This is a genomic window from Mesorhizobium sp. M7A.F.Ca.US.006.01.1.1, from assembly GCF_003997935.1.
GTDB lineage: Bacteria > Pseudomonadota > Alphaproteobacteria > Rhizobiales > Rhizobiaceae > Mesorhizobium.
In genome coordinates this window covers 1-18,015 of sequence record NZ_RZQL01000013.1, presented here as the reverse complement: position 1 = coordinate 18,015, position 18,015 = coordinate 1, and the positions used below count along the sequence as shown (strand labels likewise).

Here is an 18,015-nt window from a genome sequence, read left to right as displayed (position 1 = left end):
GCGTCTGAATAGGTCAGGGGTCAGATCACCCTGCCCGAGCGGATATGCCCAGCATCAACCTCAAACTTCTGCAGACGTTCCTGCTTGCCGCCGAAAACGGCAGCTTCCGTCGTGCTGCCGAGGAGAGCAACCGTTCGCCGTCGGCGGTCTCGATGCAGATTCGCGACCTTGAGGAGCAGATCGGCATCTCGCTGTTTATCCGCACCGCACAGCGTGCAAGCCTGACGCCGGAAGGCCAGATCCTTTTCGAGGAGATCGCCAACGTGATGTCACAGGTGCAGACCAGCCTCGATCGGCTGACGGAGGTCGCCGCTCGGCGCAAGGGCAAGGTGCAGATCGCCTGCGCCCCGACGCTAGCGGCAAGCCGGCTGGGCGATATCCTGGCGACATTCAAGTTGCGCTATCCCCGCAGCGTCGTCGAGGTCATCGAGAGCCCGCCGCAGGCCGCGCTTGGCCTTTTGCAACAGCAGGAGGTCGAGTTCTACATCGGCCCCGAACTGCCAAACCTGACGGACTTCCAGTTCGAGTCCATCCTCGACGATCCGCTGATGGCCTGCATCCCCACGGAAATATACGGTGGCGAAAAGAAGCTGCTGCTCTCCGACCTGCTGCGCTATCCGCTCATTCTGCTCAACCGCAAGACCGCCGTGCGCGGCCTTGTCGATCGGCTGACGGCGGCGGAAGGCATCGAGTTCAAGCCGCAATACGAGGTCGAAAGCGCGCAGACGGCGGTGGCGCTGGTGTGTTCGGGACTTGGCGTCTGTGTGGTGCCCGGCATCGCCATTTCGCGCAATGACGAGCGCATGCGGGTGGTGCCGATCGACCATCGCGACGCCCACCGCTCCGTCGGCATCATCACCGCGCGGGGTTATGTGCACCACTCCTTTTCCGAACAGCTGATGAATCTCATCCGCACCAATTTGCGCGAACTGGCAAACTGAGCATCGCGCCTTCGGACAGGCACCTTGCACGAGCGCCGAGAATGGTGCGGGCATGCCGTCATTCGCAGGCCGGCCTCACCTGAATATCAGCGCATCCTCAGTCGGTCTGGATCCAGATCGACTTGGTCTCCAGATATTCATGCAGATGTTCGATGCCGCCCTCGCGGCCATAGCCGGACATCTTCATGCCGCCGAACGGCACCGCCGGGTCGATGGCGTGGTACATGTTGACCCACACCGAGCCGGCCTTGATGCGGCGGGCGAGCTTGTGGGCGGTGCCCAGATGACTGGTGAAAATGCCGGCCGCCAGGCCATAGGGCGTCGCATTGGCTCGCGCTACGGCTTCGTCGAGCGTGTCGAATGGCATCGCCGAAATCACCGGACCGAAGATTTCTTCACGCGCGATGGTCATCTTGTCCGACACCGCGCCGAAGACAGTCGGCGCGATGAAATTGCCGCCGTCGTAGAGGTCGCCGGTCAGTCGCGAGCCGCCCGCTATCAGTTCGGCGCCTTCGTCACTGCCAGCTTTGATATAGTCCACCACCTTGCCAGCCTGCCTGGCATTGATGAGCGGGCCGATTTCGGTTTCCGCCTCGATGCCATGGCCGATGCGAAGCCTGCCGGCAAACTCGGCGACCCGGCGCACGAATTCGTCATGGATTTCGCGCGCCACGAACAGCCGCGATCCAGCGATGCAGATCTGGCCCGAATGCACGAACACCGCCATCGCGGCGACAGGGACCGCCTTGTCGATGTCGGCATCACGGCAGACGATGATCGGCGATTTGCCGCCGAGCTCCAGGGAAACGCGCTTGAGGTTGGTCACGCCCGCCCGCGCGATGGCCTGGCCGGTCAGCGTCGATCCGGTGAAGACGATCTTGTTGACGTCGGGATGTTCAGCGAGCCGCGCACCGGCCTCTCCCCCGGTGCCGGTGACGACGTTGACGACGCCGTCGGGGACACCGGCCTCCTGCATCAGCCTGGCGATTAGCAGCGGCGTCAACGAGGCATCCTCCGAGGGCTTCAGCACGATGGTGCAGCCGGTGGCGAGCGCCGGTGCGATCTTCCAGATCGACGCGGCGGTCGGAGCGTTCCAGGGGATGATCGCGCCGACAACGCCCACCGGCTCGCGCCTTGTGAAGCTGACGATCTCGCCAGGGATCGAATTGTCTATGGATTCGCCATGCAGCGCGGTCGCCATGCCCGCATAGAAGCGCAGCATGCCGATGACGCGCCGCCGGTTGGCGAGCGTGCGCGTGATCGGCAGTCCCATGTCGAGAGTGTCGGAAACGCTGAGTTCTTCCCAATGGGTCTCGAAGAGATCGGCGATGCGCAGAAGCACGCACTGCCGCTCATAGGGCGAGAATTTTGACCACGGCCCTTCGAAAGCCGTGCGCGCAGCGGCCACCGCCGCATTGATGTCGGCCGCCGAGCCACGCGGCACGGTGGCCAGCACTTCGCCAGTCGCCGGGTTGAGCGCCTGCATCTCCTGGCCGGACTGTGCCGAAACCCACTTGCCGCCGACGAACATCGGCCGGAATTCGCCATGGTAGAGCGCCGTGGCCTTCGCCCGCGGGTCGAAATTCAGCGTCATCCCTTCCTCCTCACAATTCCGTGGCGACTATGACTCCCACGCCGGTCGACCTCAAACAAGGAAAGCTAAAAGGGCGTTCAGATAATCGGACTGTGCAATGCACGCGACTTCCCCGATGGTGCCGGCAACGGAGGAACAGATATGAGACTTGCTGGCAAGGTCGCTGTCGTCACGGGCGGCGGTTCGGGATTTGGCGAAGGCATCGTCAGAAAATTCGTCACCGAAGGTGCGCTGGTCGTGTTGATGGACCGTGATGAGGCGGCCGCGGCCCGCGTTGCTGCCGAAGTCGGCGAAAATGTGCGGCCAATCACGGGCGACGTCTCGACACTCGGAAGCTTCGAAGCGGCGGCAGACCTTGCCCGCTCGGCCTTTGGCGGTCTCGACATACTGGTCAACAATGCCGGCGTGGCCCAGCCGCCCTTGGCGCTCGAGACGATGGACGAAGAGATGTTCGACCGGATCGCCAACGTCAACATGCGATCCATCTACAATGGCGCCCGCGCGGTCGTTGCGCATTTCAAATCCATCAAATCGGGCGCCATCCTCAACGTCGCCTCCACCGGCGGCGTCTCGCCGCGCCCGAATTTGACCTGGTACAATGCTTCCAAGGGCTGGGCGATTGCCGCCACCCGGGCCATGGCCGTGGAACTCGCCCCCTTCGGCATCCGCGTCAACGCCATCAACCCGGTTGCCGGCGACACGCCACTTCTGTCCACCTTCATCGGCTCCGGCGAAGAGAACCGCGCCCGCGTCGTCGCCACCATTCCGATCGGCAGACTGTCTACGCCCGCGGACATGGGCAACGCCGCAGCATTCCTGTGCTCCGACGAGGCCAGCATGATCACCGGCGTCGACCTCAATGTCGACGGCGGCAAGTGCATCTGAGCGTTAGACATTTGGGAGTTGGCGATGAAGCCTGTCTACGAAATCGCCGTGGTGCATGGCGACGGCATCGGCCCGGAAGTCTGCGCCGCGGCGATTCAAGTGGTGAAAGCAGCGCTCGGTCCCGGCAACCCCTTGCACTTCAGCGAATACCCGGCCGGAGCCGAGCATTTCCTGAAGACCGGCCAGAGCTTTCCCGAGCCGACCTTCCAGGCCTGCCGCGCGGCGGACGCCATCCTGCACGGTGCGGGCGGCTTGCCGGGCGTCGTCCATCCCGATGGAACCGAAGCAGGCCTGGATTTCACGCTGAGGCTGCGCTTCGAACTCGATCTCTATGCCAACATCCGCCCCGTCAGGCTCTTCGAGGGCGTGCCGAGCCCGTTGAGCGGAGTGAAGGCCGGCGATATCGACTACATCATCTTGCGCGAGAACAGCGAAGGGCTTTACGCCGCGCGGGGATCGGGCGCGCTGTTGCGCGGCGAAGTGGCGGTCGACACGCTGGTGCAGACCCGCTCCGGCATCGAGCGCATCGCACGCAAGGCCTTCGAACTGGCGCGCCAGTCGGGCGGCGCGCCCCGTGACGGCGTGCGCCGGGTCACCTGCTGCGACAAGGCCAACGTGCTGCGCAGCTATGCCTTCTTCCGCTCCGTCTTCGACGAAGTGGCGAAGGACTATCCCGATATCGCGACCGAGCACGCGCTGGTCGACGCCATGGCGATGCATCTCGTGCTGAAACCGGGTCATTTCAACGTCATCGTCAGCGAGAACATGTTCGGCGACATCCTGTCCGACCTCGGCGCCGCGACGGTAGGCGGGATGGGCATGGCGCCTTCAGCCGAGATCGGCGCGGCCAACGGCTTCTTCCAGGCCGCGCACGGCTCGGCGCCCGACATTGCCGGCCAGGGTATCGCCAATCCGTATGGGACGATCCTGTCGGCAGCCTCGATGCTCGACTGGCTCGGCCACAAGCATGGCGACGAGAGGCTCAACCAGGCCGCAGCGCGCATCCGTCGCGTGACCGAGGACTGCCTGGCCAACGGGCTTCTGAGCGCCGACCTGAAAGGCAGGGCGTCGACCAGCGAGATAACCCTTTCGGTCTGCGACCGGCTCGCGGCAGCGGCGTGACTGATGACCAAGGTGAAGATGGATCTTGTTGGACCTCGCAAGGTCGGCCAGACGCTCATGTGCCGGATATTCATTGCCGACGGGCATGAGGGCGAGGCTTGAGATGGGCGTTCTCGATCGCCAGGTTTCGGTCGAGGACTTTCGCAGGCTTGCCCGTCGTCGCCTGCCGAAATCCATCTTCGAATTCATCGATGGCGGGGCGGGGCAAGAACTCACCCTCAACGCCAATCGAACCGATTTCGAAAAGATCAGACTTTTGCCGCGCGTGCTTACCGATGTTTCGCATCCGAACGTTTCCACGACGCTCTGGTCCGAGACCTTGCCAACACCGCTGGTGATCAGTCCGATGGGCTCCTGCGCGCTGGTCAGGCCCGGAGCCGACATTGCCATCGCGAGGGCGGCAACCGCTCGCGGCATCCCCTACACGCTCTCCACCATGGCCACGGCCAGCATCGAAGGCATGGCACGAGCCGTACAGGGGCCGCTGTGGTTCCAGCTTTATGTGCTCAAGGATTTCGACTTCAATCGCCAGTTGGTGAGGCGGGCGGAAGAATTTGGTTATTCGACGCTGGTGGTGACCGTTGATCTGCAAGCCGGGGGCAAGCGCGAAAAGGATCTTAGGAACGGCATATCCATCCCACTGCGGCCTTCGGCCCGGCACCTCTGGGAGGGCATGCTTCATCCCGGCTGGTCGCTGCGCCTGCTGCGCGGCGGTCTGCCCCAGTTCGAGAACGTCCGCGGCTATCTCGGTGACAACAGCGCCGGCCTGACGATCGCCGCGCGTGTCGGCGGCAGCCTCCATGCAGGTTTCGACTGGGACGATTTCCGCCAGATCCGCGACTGGTGGAAAGGCCGGCTGCTGGTCAAGGGCGTCCTGCACCCTGGCGATGCGTCGCGACTGGGGGCGGCTGGTGCCGATGGCATCTGGGTGTCCAACCATGGAGGCCGCCAGCTCGACGGTGCTATATCGAGCATCGATGCCCTGCCCGCCATCCGTCAGGCACTTGGCGCCCAAGTCCCGATCCTCATCGATTCCGGTATCCGCACGGGCACGGACATCATCAAGGCCAAGGCACGCGGCGCCACCGTCGCGGCGATCGGCCGGGCCGCCCTGTTCGGCGCAGTGGCTGGCGAGCCCGGCGTGGCCAAGGCACTGGATATCATCCTGGACGAAGTGGCGACTTGCCTCAGGCTCTGCGGGATCCCCCGTTTTCAGGAAGCGGGATCAGAAATGATAGTGCAGCGCCAAGACGAGTGCTCACGCTTGGTCGAGGGCGGCTTGGGTACGGAAAACCTCGCTCGTCGCCACCACTACCATCGAGAGCAACCTGAGGGACGATGACGAGACCGGCGTGAACCGGCCCTTTGGCATAGAGTTTTCAGAAGTCCTTGGCGCTCTATCCGTCAAAGAGCCAAAGCTGCCGGGGCAAATGACGAGAGCACACCGGCATAGGGTTTAGACAGGGGATAAGCATATGCCCCTCGTTTTGACGTGCTCAACCCCAACGCCACCAATGCCTCGGCCTGTTTCACAGCCGCCGCCACGCCATCGATCACAGGCACGCCGAATTCATGGCGAAGCTCGTATGCAAGATCGGCCATGCCGGCGCAGCCGAGCACGATCGCTTCAGCGCGGTCCTCGGAGAGTGCGCGAGCAATCTCGCTTCTGAGCTTCGATGTCGCGTCCGATGCGGGATCCTCAAGCGACAGCACTGGAATATCAGCCGCGCGCACTTTTGCCTTGCCGTCCATCCCGTAACGCTGCACCAGTCCCTCGAGCGGTACCCGGGAGCGTTCCATGGTTGTCACCACGGTAAAACGCTGCGCGATGAAAGCTGCGGTCATCAACGCGGCTTCGCAAATGCCGATAACCGGAATGCTGGCGAGCGCTCGTGCGGCATCAAGGCCGGTATCGTCGAAGCAGGCGATTATCGCAGCGTCGGCGCCATTGCGCTCACCATGGGCGATTTCCTGAAGCAGACCTGGCACAGCCAGCGCCTCGTCGTAATAACCTTCGATAGAAGCTGGACCCATGCTGGACGTGGCGGCCAGTATCTCGGTCGGTCCGGCCGCGACCGCGGATGCAGCCTTGGCGATCGTCGCGGTCATGCTGGCGGTGGTGTTGGGATTGACGATGAGAATACGCAAGGCGTTACCCCACTTCCATGCAGCGATGATCCAGACGGCTTTGGTCCTGCCCAGCGAGCATCGCGCTAGGCGATCGCATGATGGCAACGCACCAATGTGCCGCCGACAGGGCGGGATTCGGGTGCGGCAGTCCGGCAGATATCGGTAGCCAGCGGACAGCGCGGATTGTAGGCGCAGCCAGGCGGCGGATCGATTGGGCTCGGCAGGTCGACACTCGTCGGCATGCGATCGCGGTTTGGGCGATCGAGATTGGGCACGGTATCGAGCAGGAAGCGCGTGTAGGGATGTTGCGGCCGCTCGAAGATTTCATCGGTTGCGGCTTCCTCCACGATCCGGCCGAGATACATGACGGCGACACGGTCCGACACATGGCGTACGGCCGCTAGATTGTGGCTGATGAACAGATAGGTGAGGCCGAGTTCACGCTGCAGGTCTTTGAGCAGATTGAGGATCTGCGCCTGCACCGACACATCGAGAGCCGAGGTCGGCTCGTCACAGACCAGAAACTCAGGTTCGGCAGCCAATGCCCGGGCGATAGAGATGCGCTGGCGCTGGCCACCGGAGAATTCGTGCGGATAGCGGTTGGAATCCTGACCGGAAAGTCCGACCGTCTCCAGCAATTGTCTGACGCGTGCCTGCGTCTCCGCGCCCGAGGGGCGCAAACCCATTTGCTTGATTGGCTCGGCGATGATGGCGCCTACGCGCCAACGCGGATTGAGGCTGGCGAAGGGATCCTGGAAGATCATCTGGGTGCGCACGAAGCCATCGCGACCGCTGCCGTTCGCAAACGAAAGCGTACCGCGCGTCGGCTGATACAGTCCGACCACCAAGCGCGCCAACGTCGACTTCCCACAGCCGGATTCGCCGACGATCGAAAACGTGGTGCCGCGGGGGATCACAAAACTCAGGCCGTCGACCGCCTTGAGCGTGCGTTGCGGCTTGCGCATCACCGTGCGGTCGAACCAGGAGGGCGAGACATCGAAGAAGCAGGCGACGTCGTCGACCCGCAGCGTCGGCTTGGCGAGCGCGTTTGTCATGCCGCCTCCACGGCATTGCCGGCGGCAAGGGTCCAACAAGCAGCCATGCCGGAGACGTTTTTCTGCAAGGGCGGCAGAGCGGTACGGCAGCGCATATCCGCCAGAACGCAGCGCGGATGGAATGCACAGCCGGGCGGCATGGAATTCAGACGCGGCATCGCGCCGTCAATCTGAACGAGACGCTCGTGACGCGTCACCAGGCTCGGGATCGAGCCGATCAATCCGCGCGTGTAGGGATGTTGCGGCCGCCGGATGATGTCATCGACCGGCCCGATTTCGACGATGCGGCCGGCATACATTACCGCCACGCGGTCGGCGGTTTCCGCGATCACGCCCATGTCGTGGGTAACCAGCATCACGGCGGTTCCCCTGTCGCGGCAGATGCGTTTCAGCAGCGCGGTGATCTGTGCCTGAATCGAGACATCCAGAGCCGTGGTCGGCTCGTCGGCGACGACGAGGTCTGGTTCGCCGGCGAGCGCCAGCGCGATCACCACGCGCTGGCGCATCCCGCCTGAAAACTGGTGCGGATATTGCCGGAGCCGCAATTCCGCCGAAGGGATACCGACCTCGTTCAGCAGATCGATCGCGCGCCTGGTGGCCTCGGCCCGCGATAATTGCAGGTGGCAGCGTATCGTTTCGACCAACTGGTCACCTACGGTAAGGAGCGGGTTGAGTGAGGTCAGCGGATCCTGGAAGATCGCACCGATGGTCTTGCCGCGGAGCGCCATCATCTCGCGCTTCGGCAGATTGTCGATGCGGCGGCCGCCGACGCGGATTTCGCCGCTGGCGATGCGACCCGGCGGCTCCAGCAGGCCGATGACGGCAGCACCGGTGAGCGATTTTCCCGCTCCGGATTCGCCGACGATGCCCAGGATTTCGCCACGCCCGACAGTGATGGACACGCCACGGATCGCCGTCAGCACACCACGGCGCGTCGGGAACTCCACGACAAGATCGCGAATGTCGAGCACCGGCCCGGTGTCCGGCCTATCGTTGGGAAGCGGCGCGGCGCGCATTTCTCTACTCCGTTGCGAAAAGTGCCGCGCCATCGCGGGCAACAACTTTGCCGCGCTTCATGACCAACGGCCGGTTTCGACGCGAAACCACGGCCTCGGCCAGCGTCTCGCCTTCGATCAGGACAAGATCGGCCACGTCTCCGATGCCGAGCCCGTAGCCTTCGACCCCCATCACGGTGGCGCCGCCCGTCGTGACCACTTCGACGGCGCGGCGAAGATCCGCGTCGCGATCGAGGTCGTTGCGCATGCCAAGGAAAATAGCGCGCTCCAGCATGTCGGCATTGCCATAGGGGCTCCAGCAGTCACGGATGCCGTCGGAGCCGGAACAGACCGTTATGCCCGCGTCGAGCGTGCGGATCAGCGGCGGGCATGGATAGCCGGCCGGCCCGGTGGTCATGATGGCGATGCCGGCCTCGGCCAGTTGTTCGAGCAACCTGCCAACGGCAAGGTAATCATTGTGGCCAAGGCAGAAGGCGTGGCTCACGGTCACCTTGCCGCTCATCGCATGAGCGCGTGCCCGATCGATGATAAGCCGCATCGAGAATGCGCCGAGTTCGCCAAGCTCGTGCAGATGGATGTCGATCGGCTTGCCGTGCTTTTCGGCAAGGCCGAAAATCACGTCGAGATGGTTTTTCGGGTCGAGGTCCATCGAACAAGGATCGAGGCCGCCGACGACGTCGGCGCCAAGCGCCAGCGCCTCGTCCATCAGTTCTTTCGTGCCCTGCCGGATCAGCATACCCGACTGTGGGAAGGCGACGATCTCGAGGTCGATGACATCGGCGTATTTTTCGCGTGTCTCCATGACGCCGAGCACGCCCTTCAGACCATGTTCGGTGTCGATGTCGACATGGCTGCGGATGTGGGTCGTGCCATGCGCGACCGACAGCGCAACCTGCCTTGCCGATTGACGCGCCGGGTCGAGGCCAAGCCGGCTCTTCGAATCGCGCTCGTTGGTGATCTTCTCGACCAGGGTCGAGCCGACATTGTTCGGGTTCCACGCCATACCGTAGAGCGTCTTGTCGAGATGGGTGTGCGCTTCGACGAAGCCCGGAAGCAGGATTGCGCCAGCACCGTCGATGACTTTCGCGTCGTTCCAGACCGTTGCCGGTCCGAGCCCCGTGATACGGCCGGCGGCGATCGTCACGTCGATTGCCGTGCCACCCCAGGGCCGCACATTCTTCACGATGGTGGTTTCGGTCATTGGTCGGGCCTTTCAACGAAGTTTCGGGTTGAGGGCGTCGCGCAGCCAGTCGCCAAGCAGGTTGACGGCAAGGATGATCAGGCTGAGCTGCAGCGCCGGGAAAAGCACCACCCACCAGCTTCCCGAGAAGAAGTACTGATTGCCGATGCGGATAAGCGTGCCGAGGGAAGGCTGCGTGACTGGCATGCCGACGCCCAGAAAGGACAGGGTCGCCTCGGCGAGGATGGCAAGGCCGAGATTGAGCGTCGCCGTCACCAGCACCGCCGTCATCACGTTTGGCAAGATGTGAGAGATCATGATCTTGCTGGAAGGCAACTGGAGGATACGGGCCGCAAGCACGTATTCCTTGCGTGCCTCCACCATTGTCGAGGCGCGCACGATGCGGGCGTATTGCACCCAGGATGTGATGGCTATCGAGGTGGTCAGGATGACCGGCGTGAAGGCATCGCGCAGCGAAATGGGCAGCAGTTGGCGAAAGATCGCGCTGACCAGTATGGCGACGAGCAGCGTCGGGATCGACAGGACCAGATCGCCGAAGCGCATCAGAAAATTGTCGATACGACCGCCAATATAGCCGGATGTGAGTCCCACGGTAATGCCGATGAGCACCGAGACGATGACACTGGCAAAGCCGATCATCAGCGAGATTCGCGAGCCGTACAGGATGGCGGAAAAGATGTCGCGCCCTTGCACGTCGGTGCCGAGCAGGTATGGCGCTTCGCCGCCGGCCGACCAGATCGGCGGCAGTTCGGCTTTGTCGAGGTAGAGCTGTGTCAAATCATAGGGGTTCTGCGGCGACAACAGCGGTGCGGCTATCGCCGTCAGCGCAATGACAAGAAGCACCAGCGCCGCGATGACCGCTGACGGGGTGTGGAAGAAGCCATGAGCAAGGTCGCCATCGAGAAAGGACTTCAGGCGCGCAAATCGCGGCGTGCCGGGCGTTTTCGAAGTCTGCGTTTCAACGGACATGGCCACCCCCTCCGCCTCCCGCCTGCCGCAAGCGCGGATCGACGGCGAGATAGACGAAATCGACAATCGTGTTCAGCGTGATGAAGATGACGGAGACGATCATCAGATAGGCCGCCATCACCGGAATATCGATGAACATGACGGCCTGCACGAACAGCAGGCCCATGCCCGGCCACTGAAAGACGGTTTCGGTCACCAGCGCGAAGGCGATCAGGTCACCGATCATCATCCCGGTCATGGTGACCACCGGCATCATGCAGTTCTTCAACGCGTGACGAAAATGCACGCTGCGGTCGGGCAGGCCGCGTGCCCGGGCGAATTTGATATAATCGGTCCGCAGGACTTCGAGCATTTCGGCGGTGACCAGCCGCATGATGAAGGAGATCTGGAACAGCGCCAGCGAAATGCTCGGCATGATCAGCGCGAGCCGTCCCGACGGCGTCAGCAATCCGGTCGACCAGGTGCCGAATTGCACGACTTCGCCCCGGCCGAAGGCGGGTAACCAGCCGAGTTGGACCGAAAACACCAGGATGAGCACGATGCCGATGACAAAGGCCGGCACCGAGATGCCGATCATGGAGACCATGCGAGCCATGCGGGCCGCCAGGTTCTTCGGGTTGATCGCTGCAAACACACCAAGCGGAATGCCGACAAGCAGCGCCAGCACGGTCGACACCATGACCAGCTCAAAGGTTGCCGGGAAGCGCTCGGCGATCAGCGACATCACCTCTCGCTGATTGCGGAAGGAGACGCCGAAGTCCCCGTGCAGCGCGCGAACGACAAAGGTGAAGAACTGCATGATGACCGGTTGGTCGAGGCCAAGCCGGATCCGCAATGCATCACGATCGCCTTGGGTCGCCTGGGAGTTCAGCATGAGCTGCACCGGGTCACCCAGGAACTGGAAGATCATGAAGGCGATGAAAGCGACCACAAGCATGACCAAGGCCGCATTGCCGATGCGCTTGACGATGATGGCGAGCATGACTGCCGTCTCCCGACGCGGTTTGGGCAAACTCCGGGCATGGCCCGGAGTTTCTCTATGCACGATCCATGCCGGTTTCCCGGCGAGGAGCTTCAGGTCACTTCATCATCGTAAGCCAGAAGCGCGGCTTGTTGTCGGTGAGCTGGACGATGCTCTCGATCTTGGGACCCATCGCCCATGCCATTGGCTGCTGGTGCAGCGGCAGGAAGGCGATATCGTCCTTGACCTTCGTCAGGGCCTGCGTCTGGAATCCGAGGCGCTTTTCACGGTCCAGTTCCTTGCCGGCGCTGTCGATCAGCGCATCGACCTCGGGATATTTCCACCCGCCCCAGTTGAAGACGCCCGAAGTGCCGATCTTGGAGTGGACGACCTGCACGAGGATCGAGAAACTGTCGATCATCGGCTCGTTGGCCCAGCCGAGAATGCCGACATCGAACTTGCCGCTCTCGAATTTTGCCGTCTGCAGGCTGGTAGGCGCGACGTCGAGATTGGCCTTCAGGCCGACACGGGCCCACATGGACGATACCGCCTGGCAGATTTCCTCCTCGTTGACGTAACCGTCATTCTCGCAGACGAAGGAGAAGGAGAAGCCATTGGGATACCCGGCCTCCGCAAGCAGTTTCTTGGCGGCATCCGGATCGTAGGGCAAGCGCGAGTCCAACGCATCGACATAACCCGGAATGGCCGGGGCGATCAGCGACCCGGTGTTGCGGGACAGCCCGCGCATTACCTTCTTCTGCAAGGCATCGATGTCGATGGACTGGTACATGGCCTGCCGGACCTTGATGTCGTTCATCGGATTCTTGTCCGTGACATCCGAGGCGATCGTCTTGTCGGTGCGATTGAAGAGAAAGAACACGGTCCGCAGTTCATTGCTCGCCAACACCTTGATGTCAGGCGATGCCTGAAGACGAGGAATATCCTGCAGCGGCGCGGAGTTGGTGAAGTCGATCTCGCCCGACAGAAGGGCGGCCACCCGTGTGGCGGAGGACGCGATCGGGGTGAAGACGATCTTGTCGATGTTGTGCTTGGGCTTGTCCCACCAGTCCTTGTTGACCTCGAACACGGTCTCGGCGTCCGGCTTGCGCGACACGATCTTGAAGGGACCGGTGCCGTTTGCATGTGACGTCGCATAACCCTCGACACCCTTGCCTACATCCGTCGGCGCTTCGGCGTGGTTGGCGACCAGCCACTCCTTGTCGAAGATGACGATGTTGGTGAGATCGTTGAGCAATAGCGGATAGTTCGGCGTCGTGTTGATCTCGACCGTATAGTCGTCGACCTTGGTCGCGCTCTTGTAGGCGGGCAGATTGCCCCGCAACGGCGAGGCCGGATCGCTGACGCGGGTCAGCGAGGCGACCACGTCGTCGGCCGTGAACGGCGCGCCGTTGTGGAATTTCACCCCTTCGCGCAAATGAAATCGCCAGACCGTTGGCGACACGACTTCCCACGACGTTGCAAGCGCCGGCGCGATCTGCAGCTTCTCGTCGTAGCGCACCAGCCCTTCATAGACGTGGTTCAGCACGGCAATGGTGAAGGTGTCACCATACGAATAGGGGTCGAGCGAAACCACGTCGCGCTGCGCTCCCCATTTCAGCACGTTCTCGGCGGCGGCCGAGAACGTTGTCAGCGTCAACGCCACGACTGCGGCGACCGACGTCCTCAAAAGCGATTTCATGCGGGCCTCTCCATTTGGAACCAGAAACTTTGTGTTCACGAATGCCATTGATGCCAATCTGCTCGGCGTTTCCCCTCGATTGCACTCGCTTTAGGCAGCTTGTGATTATTTATTATGCAATCTGTATCCACTTGATTTACGCTAGTGTATACTGTTTAGTGATGCAAGAGAAAACATTTTGGACTCGCTTCTGTCCCAACTTTGAGGAAACCATGATTGACACCCACTCATGCCAAGTTGATAAATCGGCCCGCCATGACCATTCAGAATTCCCTGCCAACCAAGCGCCCCAGCCGTGCCGGCAATCTCGCGGACGGCGTCTATCAGGCGCTGCGGCGCGCGATCATCGAGCAGGCGTTGGCGCCGGGAACGAAGCTTCCCGAGGACTCGGTCGGCGAGAGTTTCGGGGTCAGCCGTACGGTGGTGCGCAGCGTTCTTGGCCGACTGACTGTCGAAGGCCTTGTTTCGCAGCAGCCGAACAAGCGTGCGACCGTGGCCTCGCCGAGCATCGGCGAGGCGCGTGGCGTCTTTCAGGTAAGGCGCGGCCTGGAGCGAACGGTGATCGAAACGCTGGCGGGTCGTTTGACCTTGGCGCAGGCGGAGAAATTGCGTACCCATGTCGCGGCCGAAGAACAGGCGCAGGGCCGCGACGGGCCGGAATCGATCCGGTTGGCCGGCGAGTTCCATGCCTTGCTGGCAGATATGACCGGAAACGAGCTCCTCATCCGCTACGTGGCGGAAGTTACCTCACGCTGCTCGCTGATACTCGCGCTTTATGGCCGGCCGCATTCGTCGGAGTGCGCGGTCAACGAACACCAGATGATCATCGACGCACTGGTGCGCGGCGACGAAGCGACTGCTGTAAGGATCATGGACGAGCACCTGATGGCGGTGGCAACCCGAGGCCTGCTCGACCTCAAGCCGGCGCGCGAGCGCGACCTGAAGGATCTGCTTTCCGACTATCGGGCAGCCGTGAAATAGACAAAGCCGCCGGCACGCTTGCCGGCACGTTGCGCATTCACGCCGGACGGCCGGGCTTCGACCCTGCCGCCAGCCCTTTCCCCTGCCCCGAGAACCGCCATGACAACTGAGACGACGTTCGATTTCACGCGTCTTACGGAACGCGAGAAATACAAGATCCTCATCGGTGCCGTGGTGCCGCGGCCGATCGCACTGGTAACCACCGTCGATACCGAAGGGCGCGTCAATGCCGCGCCTGTCAGTTTCTTCAATTGCCTTTCCGCGGAGCCGGCGATCCTCGCGCTCGGGGTCGAGAACCACGACGACATGTCCTTCAAGGACACGGCGTGGAACGTCAGGGCGACCGGCGTGTTCACCGTCAACATCGTATCGAGCGCCATGCTGGACGCCATGAACGTCTGTGCCGTGCCGTTTGCCCCCAATGTCGACGAACTCGCCGAGGCAGGACTGACGGCCGTTGCCGGAACGAAAATCGCGGTACCCCGCATCGCCGAATCGCCGGCTGCGTTCGAATGCCGGCGCCACATGACTCTCGGCCTCGGAAATTCGCGCGAGATCATACTGGGCGAAGTCGTCGCGGCCCACATCCGCTCCGACATCATCAACCAGCGCCTGCATATCGATCCGATGGGTCTCGACGCCATCGGCCGCATGGGCGGCCATGGCTATTCCCTATCGCGCGAAACCTTCGACCTTCCAACCATGAGCGTCGCGCAATGGGAAGAGCGTAAACGCATGCCAGGGGCCGCCGAATGAGATGGAGGAGGAGACCGCTGCCATGACTTCGCCCAGCAAGCGCATACTGATGACCGCCGACTGGGTCGTAGGCCATGAAGACGGCCGGCACACTCTGCTGCCCGGTGGGCAAATTGTCTACGAAGGCGCAACGGTCCTGTTTGTCGGCCACGATTTTTCCGGTGAGGTCGACGAGCGCGTGGACTGCGGGCAGGCGCTGATCGCGCCGGGGTTCATCGATCTCGATGCGCTGTCCGACCTCGACACGACGATCCTGTCATTCGACAACCACCCGGCCTGGGCCAAGGGCCGCGTCTGGCCGAAAACCTACATGGATGCCGGCCCTTACGAGATGTACTCGCCTGAGGAGTTGGTGTTCCAGAAACGCCATGCCTTTGCGCGGCTTATCCGAAACGGCGTCACGACCGCGCTGCCGATCGCTTCGCTCTACTACCGCCAATGGGGCGAGACGGTGGAGGAATTCGAGGGCGCGGCCGACGCGGCGGCGGATCTTGGACTGCGCGTCTATCTCGGCCCCGCCTACCGCACCGGCAATCCATTCATCGTCGAAGAAGGCAAGGTCGAGTTTTTCTTCGACGAGCCGCGTGGCCTTGCGGGGCTGGATGACGCGGTCACGTTCTGCGAGCGGCTCGAGGGCCGGAACGGAGGCCTTGTCCGCACCATGCTGGCGCCCGACCGCATCGAGACCTGCACCGCCGAACTTCTGCGGCGCACCGCCGCCGCCGGCCGCGATCTGGGCGTGCCTGTCCGCCTGCATTGCTGCCAGGGCGGCTTCGAGCGCGAAACCGTGCGCCGCCTGCACGGCATGACTTCGATCGAATGGCTGCAAAGCCTCGATTTCCTGACCGAGAAAACACTGCTGCCGCATGGAACGTTCGTCAGCCCATCGCGATTCGTGCCGGAGCCGGGCCGCGATCTCGACATCATCGCGGAGAAAGGCTCGATCATCGTGCATTGCCCGCTGGTCGCCGCCCGCTTCGGCGACGGTCTTGAAAGCTTCAAGACATACCGCAAGCGCGGCCTTCGCATCGGATTGGGCACCGACACGTCCCCACCGGACATGCTCCTCAACATGCAGACAGGCCTGATGATCTGCCGCTTCGTCGAAGGCGAGGCTCAGGCCTGCCGGGCCGAGGACTATTTCGATGCCGCCACCGTGGGCGGCGCGGATGCGCTCGGGCGTGCAGATCTCGGCCGGCTTGCACCCGACTGCCGCGCTGACATGGTTGTATGGGACCTCTCCAATCCCGATCTCGGCCAGGTGATCGACCCCATCCAGACGCTGATGATTTCCGGCTGCGGACGCGATGCGCGAACGGTGATCATCGATGGCCGAACGGTGATGCGAGACCGCGAGATTCCAGTCATGGATTACACCGCCGAGGCAGTTCGCGCGCAGCGCCAGTTCAACAGACTGATGGCGAAGTATCCAGAGCGGACACTCGGCAATCCGCCGGCCAACGAAATCTTCTCGTCCGCATACCGGGTGATCCCGAAGGCACCTTGTAGAAAAAGGCCGGGACCGGCCCACCGGCGCAACATTTGAGTTCGCTCAAAGCCGATCGATGGCTCAAACAGTATAGGCTCAAGCTATGGCAACGCGCGCGGCACGCTCCGCTGCTCAACCAGCGAGCCTGAGCCATAGCGCCTGCCTGGCGGCAGGAGGTTAGCCGCCGCCGCCCATGGTCACGGACATAAAGGCCCGGAAGGCCGCCGCTGCCGGTTCGATTGATCTGTCACGCGACCAGGCAAGGCCGACATCCATAGTGGGGATCGGCTCGACAAGCCCGCGCACTTCGATGCGCTGCCCCTCCAAGGACCACGGGCGGTAAACCATGTCGGACAGGACAGTGACCCCCATGCCGGCAGCCACGAGTGACCGCACGGCTTCGACCGAACTGGTGGTAAGGACGGCGCGGAGCGAAAGGCCCGCGGCATCCCAGTAACGGGCGGCCGTCGTGCGTGCCTCGTCCACCGTCAGCATGACATAATCTTCCGCCGCCACATCGGTAAGGCTGATTTCCCGACGCGCGAGCAGATGATGATCAGCCGAAAGCCAGAGCCGGCGGTTCGACCGCATCAAGACCTCCTGCGCCAACTCCTTGGTGTGTTCCAGGTTGGACACCAGCATCACGGCCATGTCGATGTCCCCGCACATCAAGCCGCTTTCGAGAGCGTCTCGAGGCAATTCCAGCACCTCGACCTCGATCTCGGGATAGGTCTTTCGAAACCGCGCGTAGTGGCGCGACATGTAGTAGCCGACGACCGTGTAGGTCATGCCCAGCCGCAGCTTGCCCGCCAGGCCTTTCCTATCGCGCAACGGGCTTCGGACGGCGGCAGCGACGGCCCCGGTGATAACACGCGCATGTTCAAGAAACCGCGCGCCCTCCATCGTCAATCTTACGCCAGCGTGGTTACGCTCCAAAAGCCGTACGCCCAGGTCAGCCTCAAGCGTCTTTATCGCCGCAGTGACCGCCGATTGCGAGATGTTGAGTTCCACCGCGGCATGACTGACCTGTCCGCTCTCCGCGGTCGCGATAAAATAATCAAGCTGTTTCAAGGTGATGGTCATGGTCGCTCCGGCCCGGCACCATTATCTGTTTTTCTGATATGACAATCAATAAACTACTATTTCACAAACGCCCTCGCATGCGCAAAAAATGCTGCAACGCCGCAAAGACGGCAGCTTCGAGGGGTAACAATGC

At 62.6% G+C, this 18,015-nt stretch carries 16 protein-coding genes; 7 read left to right on the top strand and 9 right to left on the bottom strand.

Annotated features, from left to right (window positions below; translation table 11 throughout):
- The first annotated feature begins 44 nt into the window (after positions 1-44).
- On the top strand, positions 45-941 hold the full coding sequence (locus tag EN943_RS04365) for a LysR family transcriptional regulator (RefSeq protein ID WP_127411658.1): 897 nt from the start codon (positions 45-47) through the stop codon (positions 939-941).
- Between the two features lie 97 nt (positions 942-1,038).
- Here EN943_RS04365 and EN943_RS04360 read toward each other — a convergent pair whose 3' ends face one another.
- On the bottom strand, positions 1,039-2,535 hold the full coding sequence (locus tag EN943_RS04360; RefSeq protein WP_127411657.1) for an aldehyde dehydrogenase family protein: 1,497 nt from the start codon (positions 2,533-2,535) through the stop codon (positions 1,039-1,041).
- A gap of 141 nt (positions 2,536-2,676) precedes the next feature.
- Between EN943_RS04360 and EN943_RS04355 the strand changes: the two genes are divergently transcribed.
- The 3 genes from EN943_RS04355 (at position 2,677) to EN943_RS04345 (ending at position 5,884) form a co-directional block, all read left to right on the top strand.
- Positions 2,677-3,420: a glucose 1-dehydrogenase gene (locus tag EN943_RS04355; RefSeq protein WP_127411656.1), complete on the top strand. Its 744-nt coding sequence runs from the start codon at positions 2,677-2,679 to the stop codon at positions 3,418-3,420.
- Between the two features lie 24 nt (positions 3,421-3,444).
- On the top strand, positions 3,445-4,542 hold the full coding sequence (locus tag EN943_RS04350; RefSeq protein WP_127411655.1) for an isocitrate/isopropylmalate dehydrogenase family protein: 1,098 nt from the start codon (positions 3,445-3,447) through the stop codon (positions 4,540-4,542).
- Positions 4,543-4,645: 103 nt separating this feature from the next.
- On the top strand, positions 4,646-5,884 hold the full coding sequence (locus tag EN943_RS04345) for an alpha-hydroxy acid oxidase (protein ID WP_245475579.1): 1,239 nt from the start codon (positions 4,646-4,648) through the stop codon (positions 5,882-5,884).
- Positions 5,885-5,946: 62 nt separating this feature from the next.
- Here the strand turns inward: EN943_RS04345 and EN943_RS04340 are convergent, their stop codons facing one another.
- From EN943_RS04340 to EN943_RS04310, 7 genes are all read right to left on the bottom strand, one after another.
- Positions 5,947-6,690, bottom strand: coding sequence for an aspartate/glutamate racemase family protein (locus EN943_RS04340; RefSeq protein ID WP_127411654.1), 744 nt, complete (start codon positions 6,688-6,690; stop codon positions 5,947-5,949).
- A gap of 65 nt (positions 6,691-6,755) precedes the next feature.
- A complete protein-coding gene (locus EN943_RS04335; RefSeq protein WP_127411653.1) occupies positions 6,756-7,727 on the bottom strand; it encodes an oligopeptide/dipeptide ABC transporter ATP-binding protein in 972 nt (323 codons plus the stop codon).
- Positions 7,724-8,743, bottom strand: coding sequence for an ABC transporter ATP-binding protein (locus EN943_RS04330; protein WP_127411652.1), 1,020 nt, complete (start codon positions 8,741-8,743; stop codon positions 7,724-7,726). Before EN943_RS04330 ends, EN943_RS04335 begins: the two co-directional genes overlap by 4 nt.
- A 4-nt stretch (positions 8,744-8,747) precedes the next feature.
- Complete coding sequence (locus tag EN943_RS04325; RefSeq protein ID WP_127411651.1) at positions 8,748-9,944, bottom strand: amidohydrolase family protein; 1,197 nt, start codon at positions 9,942-9,944, stop codon at positions 8,748-8,750.
- A gap of 12 nt (positions 9,945-9,956) precedes the next feature.
- A complete protein-coding gene (locus EN943_RS04320; RefSeq protein ID WP_127411650.1) occupies positions 9,957-10,913 on the bottom strand; it encodes an ABC transporter permease in 957 nt (318 codons plus the stop codon).
- Positions 10,903-11,895 (bottom strand): ABC transporter permease, encoded by a 993-nt coding sequence (locus EN943_RS04315; RefSeq protein ID WP_127411649.1) that lies wholly within the window; start codon positions 11,893-11,895, stop codon positions 10,903-10,905. Before EN943_RS04315 ends, EN943_RS04320 begins: the two co-directional genes overlap by 11 nt.
- 97 nt (positions 11,896-11,992) lie before the next feature.
- Positions 11,993-13,573, bottom strand: a complete 1,581-nt coding sequence (locus tag EN943_RS04310) for an ABC transporter substrate-binding protein (RefSeq protein ID WP_127411648.1) — start codon at positions 13,571-13,573, stop codon at positions 11,993-11,995.
- A 255-nt stretch (positions 13,574-13,828) separates the two neighbouring features.
- On the opposite strand from EN943_RS04310, the gene EN943_RS04305 reads away from it, so the two are divergent.
- From EN943_RS04305 to EN943_RS04295, 3 genes are all read left to right on the top strand, one after another.
- Positions 13,829-14,554, top strand: a complete 726-nt coding sequence (locus EN943_RS04305; protein ID WP_127411647.1) for a GntR family transcriptional regulator — start codon at positions 13,829-13,831, stop codon at positions 14,552-14,554.
- Positions 14,555-14,653: 99 nt separating this feature from the next.
- Positions 14,654-15,310: a flavin reductase family protein gene (locus tag EN943_RS04300; protein WP_127411646.1), complete on the top strand. Its 657-nt coding sequence runs from the start codon at positions 14,654-14,656 to the stop codon at positions 15,308-15,310.
- Positions 15,311-15,332: 22 nt separating this feature from the next.
- Positions 15,333-16,856, top strand: coding sequence for an amidohydrolase family protein (locus EN943_RS04295; RefSeq protein WP_127411645.1), 1,524 nt, complete (start codon positions 15,333-15,335; stop codon positions 16,854-16,856).
- Positions 16,857-16,976: 120 nt separating this feature from the next.
- On the opposite strand, the gene EN943_RS04290 is transcribed toward EN943_RS04295, so the two are convergent.
- Positions 16,977-17,882, bottom strand: a complete 906-nt coding sequence (locus EN943_RS04290; protein ID WP_127411644.1) for a LysR family transcriptional regulator — start codon at positions 17,880-17,882, stop codon at positions 16,977-16,979.
- Positions 17,883-18,015: the final 133 nt, after the last annotated feature.

Bases quoted from the DNA above. Each gene is read 5' to 3' on its own strand.
- EN943_RS04355 (WP_127411656.1), top strand. From the start codon at position 2,677: ATGAGACTTGCTGGCAAGGTCGCTGTCGTCACGGGCGGCGGTTCGGGA.
- EN943_RS04345 (WP_245475579.1), top strand. From the start codon at position 4,646: ATGGGCGTTCTCGATCGCCAGGTTTCGGTCGAGGACTTTCGCAGGCTT.
- EN943_RS04335 (WP_127411653.1), bottom strand. From the start codon at position 7,727: ATGACAAACGCGCTCGCCAAGCCGACGCTGCGGGTCGACGACGTCGCC.
- EN943_RS04305 (WP_127411647.1), top strand. From the start codon at position 13,829: ATGACCATTCAGAATTCCCTGCCAACCAAGCGCCCCAGCCGTGCCGGC.
- EN943_RS04330 (WP_127411652.1), bottom strand. From the start codon at position 8,743: ATGCGCGCCGCGCCGCTTCCCAACGATAGGCCGGACACCGGGCCGGTG.
- EN943_RS04315 (WP_127411649.1), bottom strand. From the start codon at position 11,895: ATGCTCGCCATCATCGTCAAGCGCATCGGCAATGCGGCCTTGGTCATG.
- EN943_RS04360 (WP_127411657.1), bottom strand. From the start codon at position 2,535: ATGACGCTGAATTTCGACCCGCGGGCGAAGGCCACGGCGCTCTACCAT.
- EN943_RS04325 (WP_127411651.1), bottom strand. From the start codon at position 9,944: ATGACCGAAACCACCATCGTGAAGAATGTGCGGCCCTGGGGTGGCACG.
- EN943_RS04300 (WP_127411646.1), top strand. From the start codon at position 14,654: ATGACAACTGAGACGACGTTCGATTTCACGCGTCTTACGGAACGCGAG.
- EN943_RS04295 (WP_127411645.1), top strand. From the start codon at position 15,333: ATGACTTCGCCCAGCAAGCGCATACTGATGACCGCCGACTGGGTCGTA.
- EN943_RS04290 (WP_127411644.1), bottom strand. From the start codon at position 17,882: ATGACCATCACCTTGAAACAGCTTGATTATTTTATCGCGACCGCGGAG.
- EN943_RS04320 (WP_127411650.1), bottom strand. From the start codon at position 10,913: ATGTCCGTTGAAACGCAGACTTCGAAAACGCCCGGCACGCCGCGATTT.
- EN943_RS04310 (WP_127411648.1), bottom strand. From the start codon at position 13,573: ATGAAATCGCTTTTGAGGACGTCGGTCGCCGCAGTCGTGGCGTTGACG.
- EN943_RS04350 (WP_127411655.1), top strand. From the start codon at position 3,445: ATGAAGCCTGTCTACGAAATCGCCGTGGTGCATGGCGACGGCATCGGC.
- EN943_RS04365 (WP_127411658.1), top strand. From the start codon at position 45: ATGCCCAGCATCAACCTCAAACTTCTGCAGACGTTCCTGCTTGCCGCC.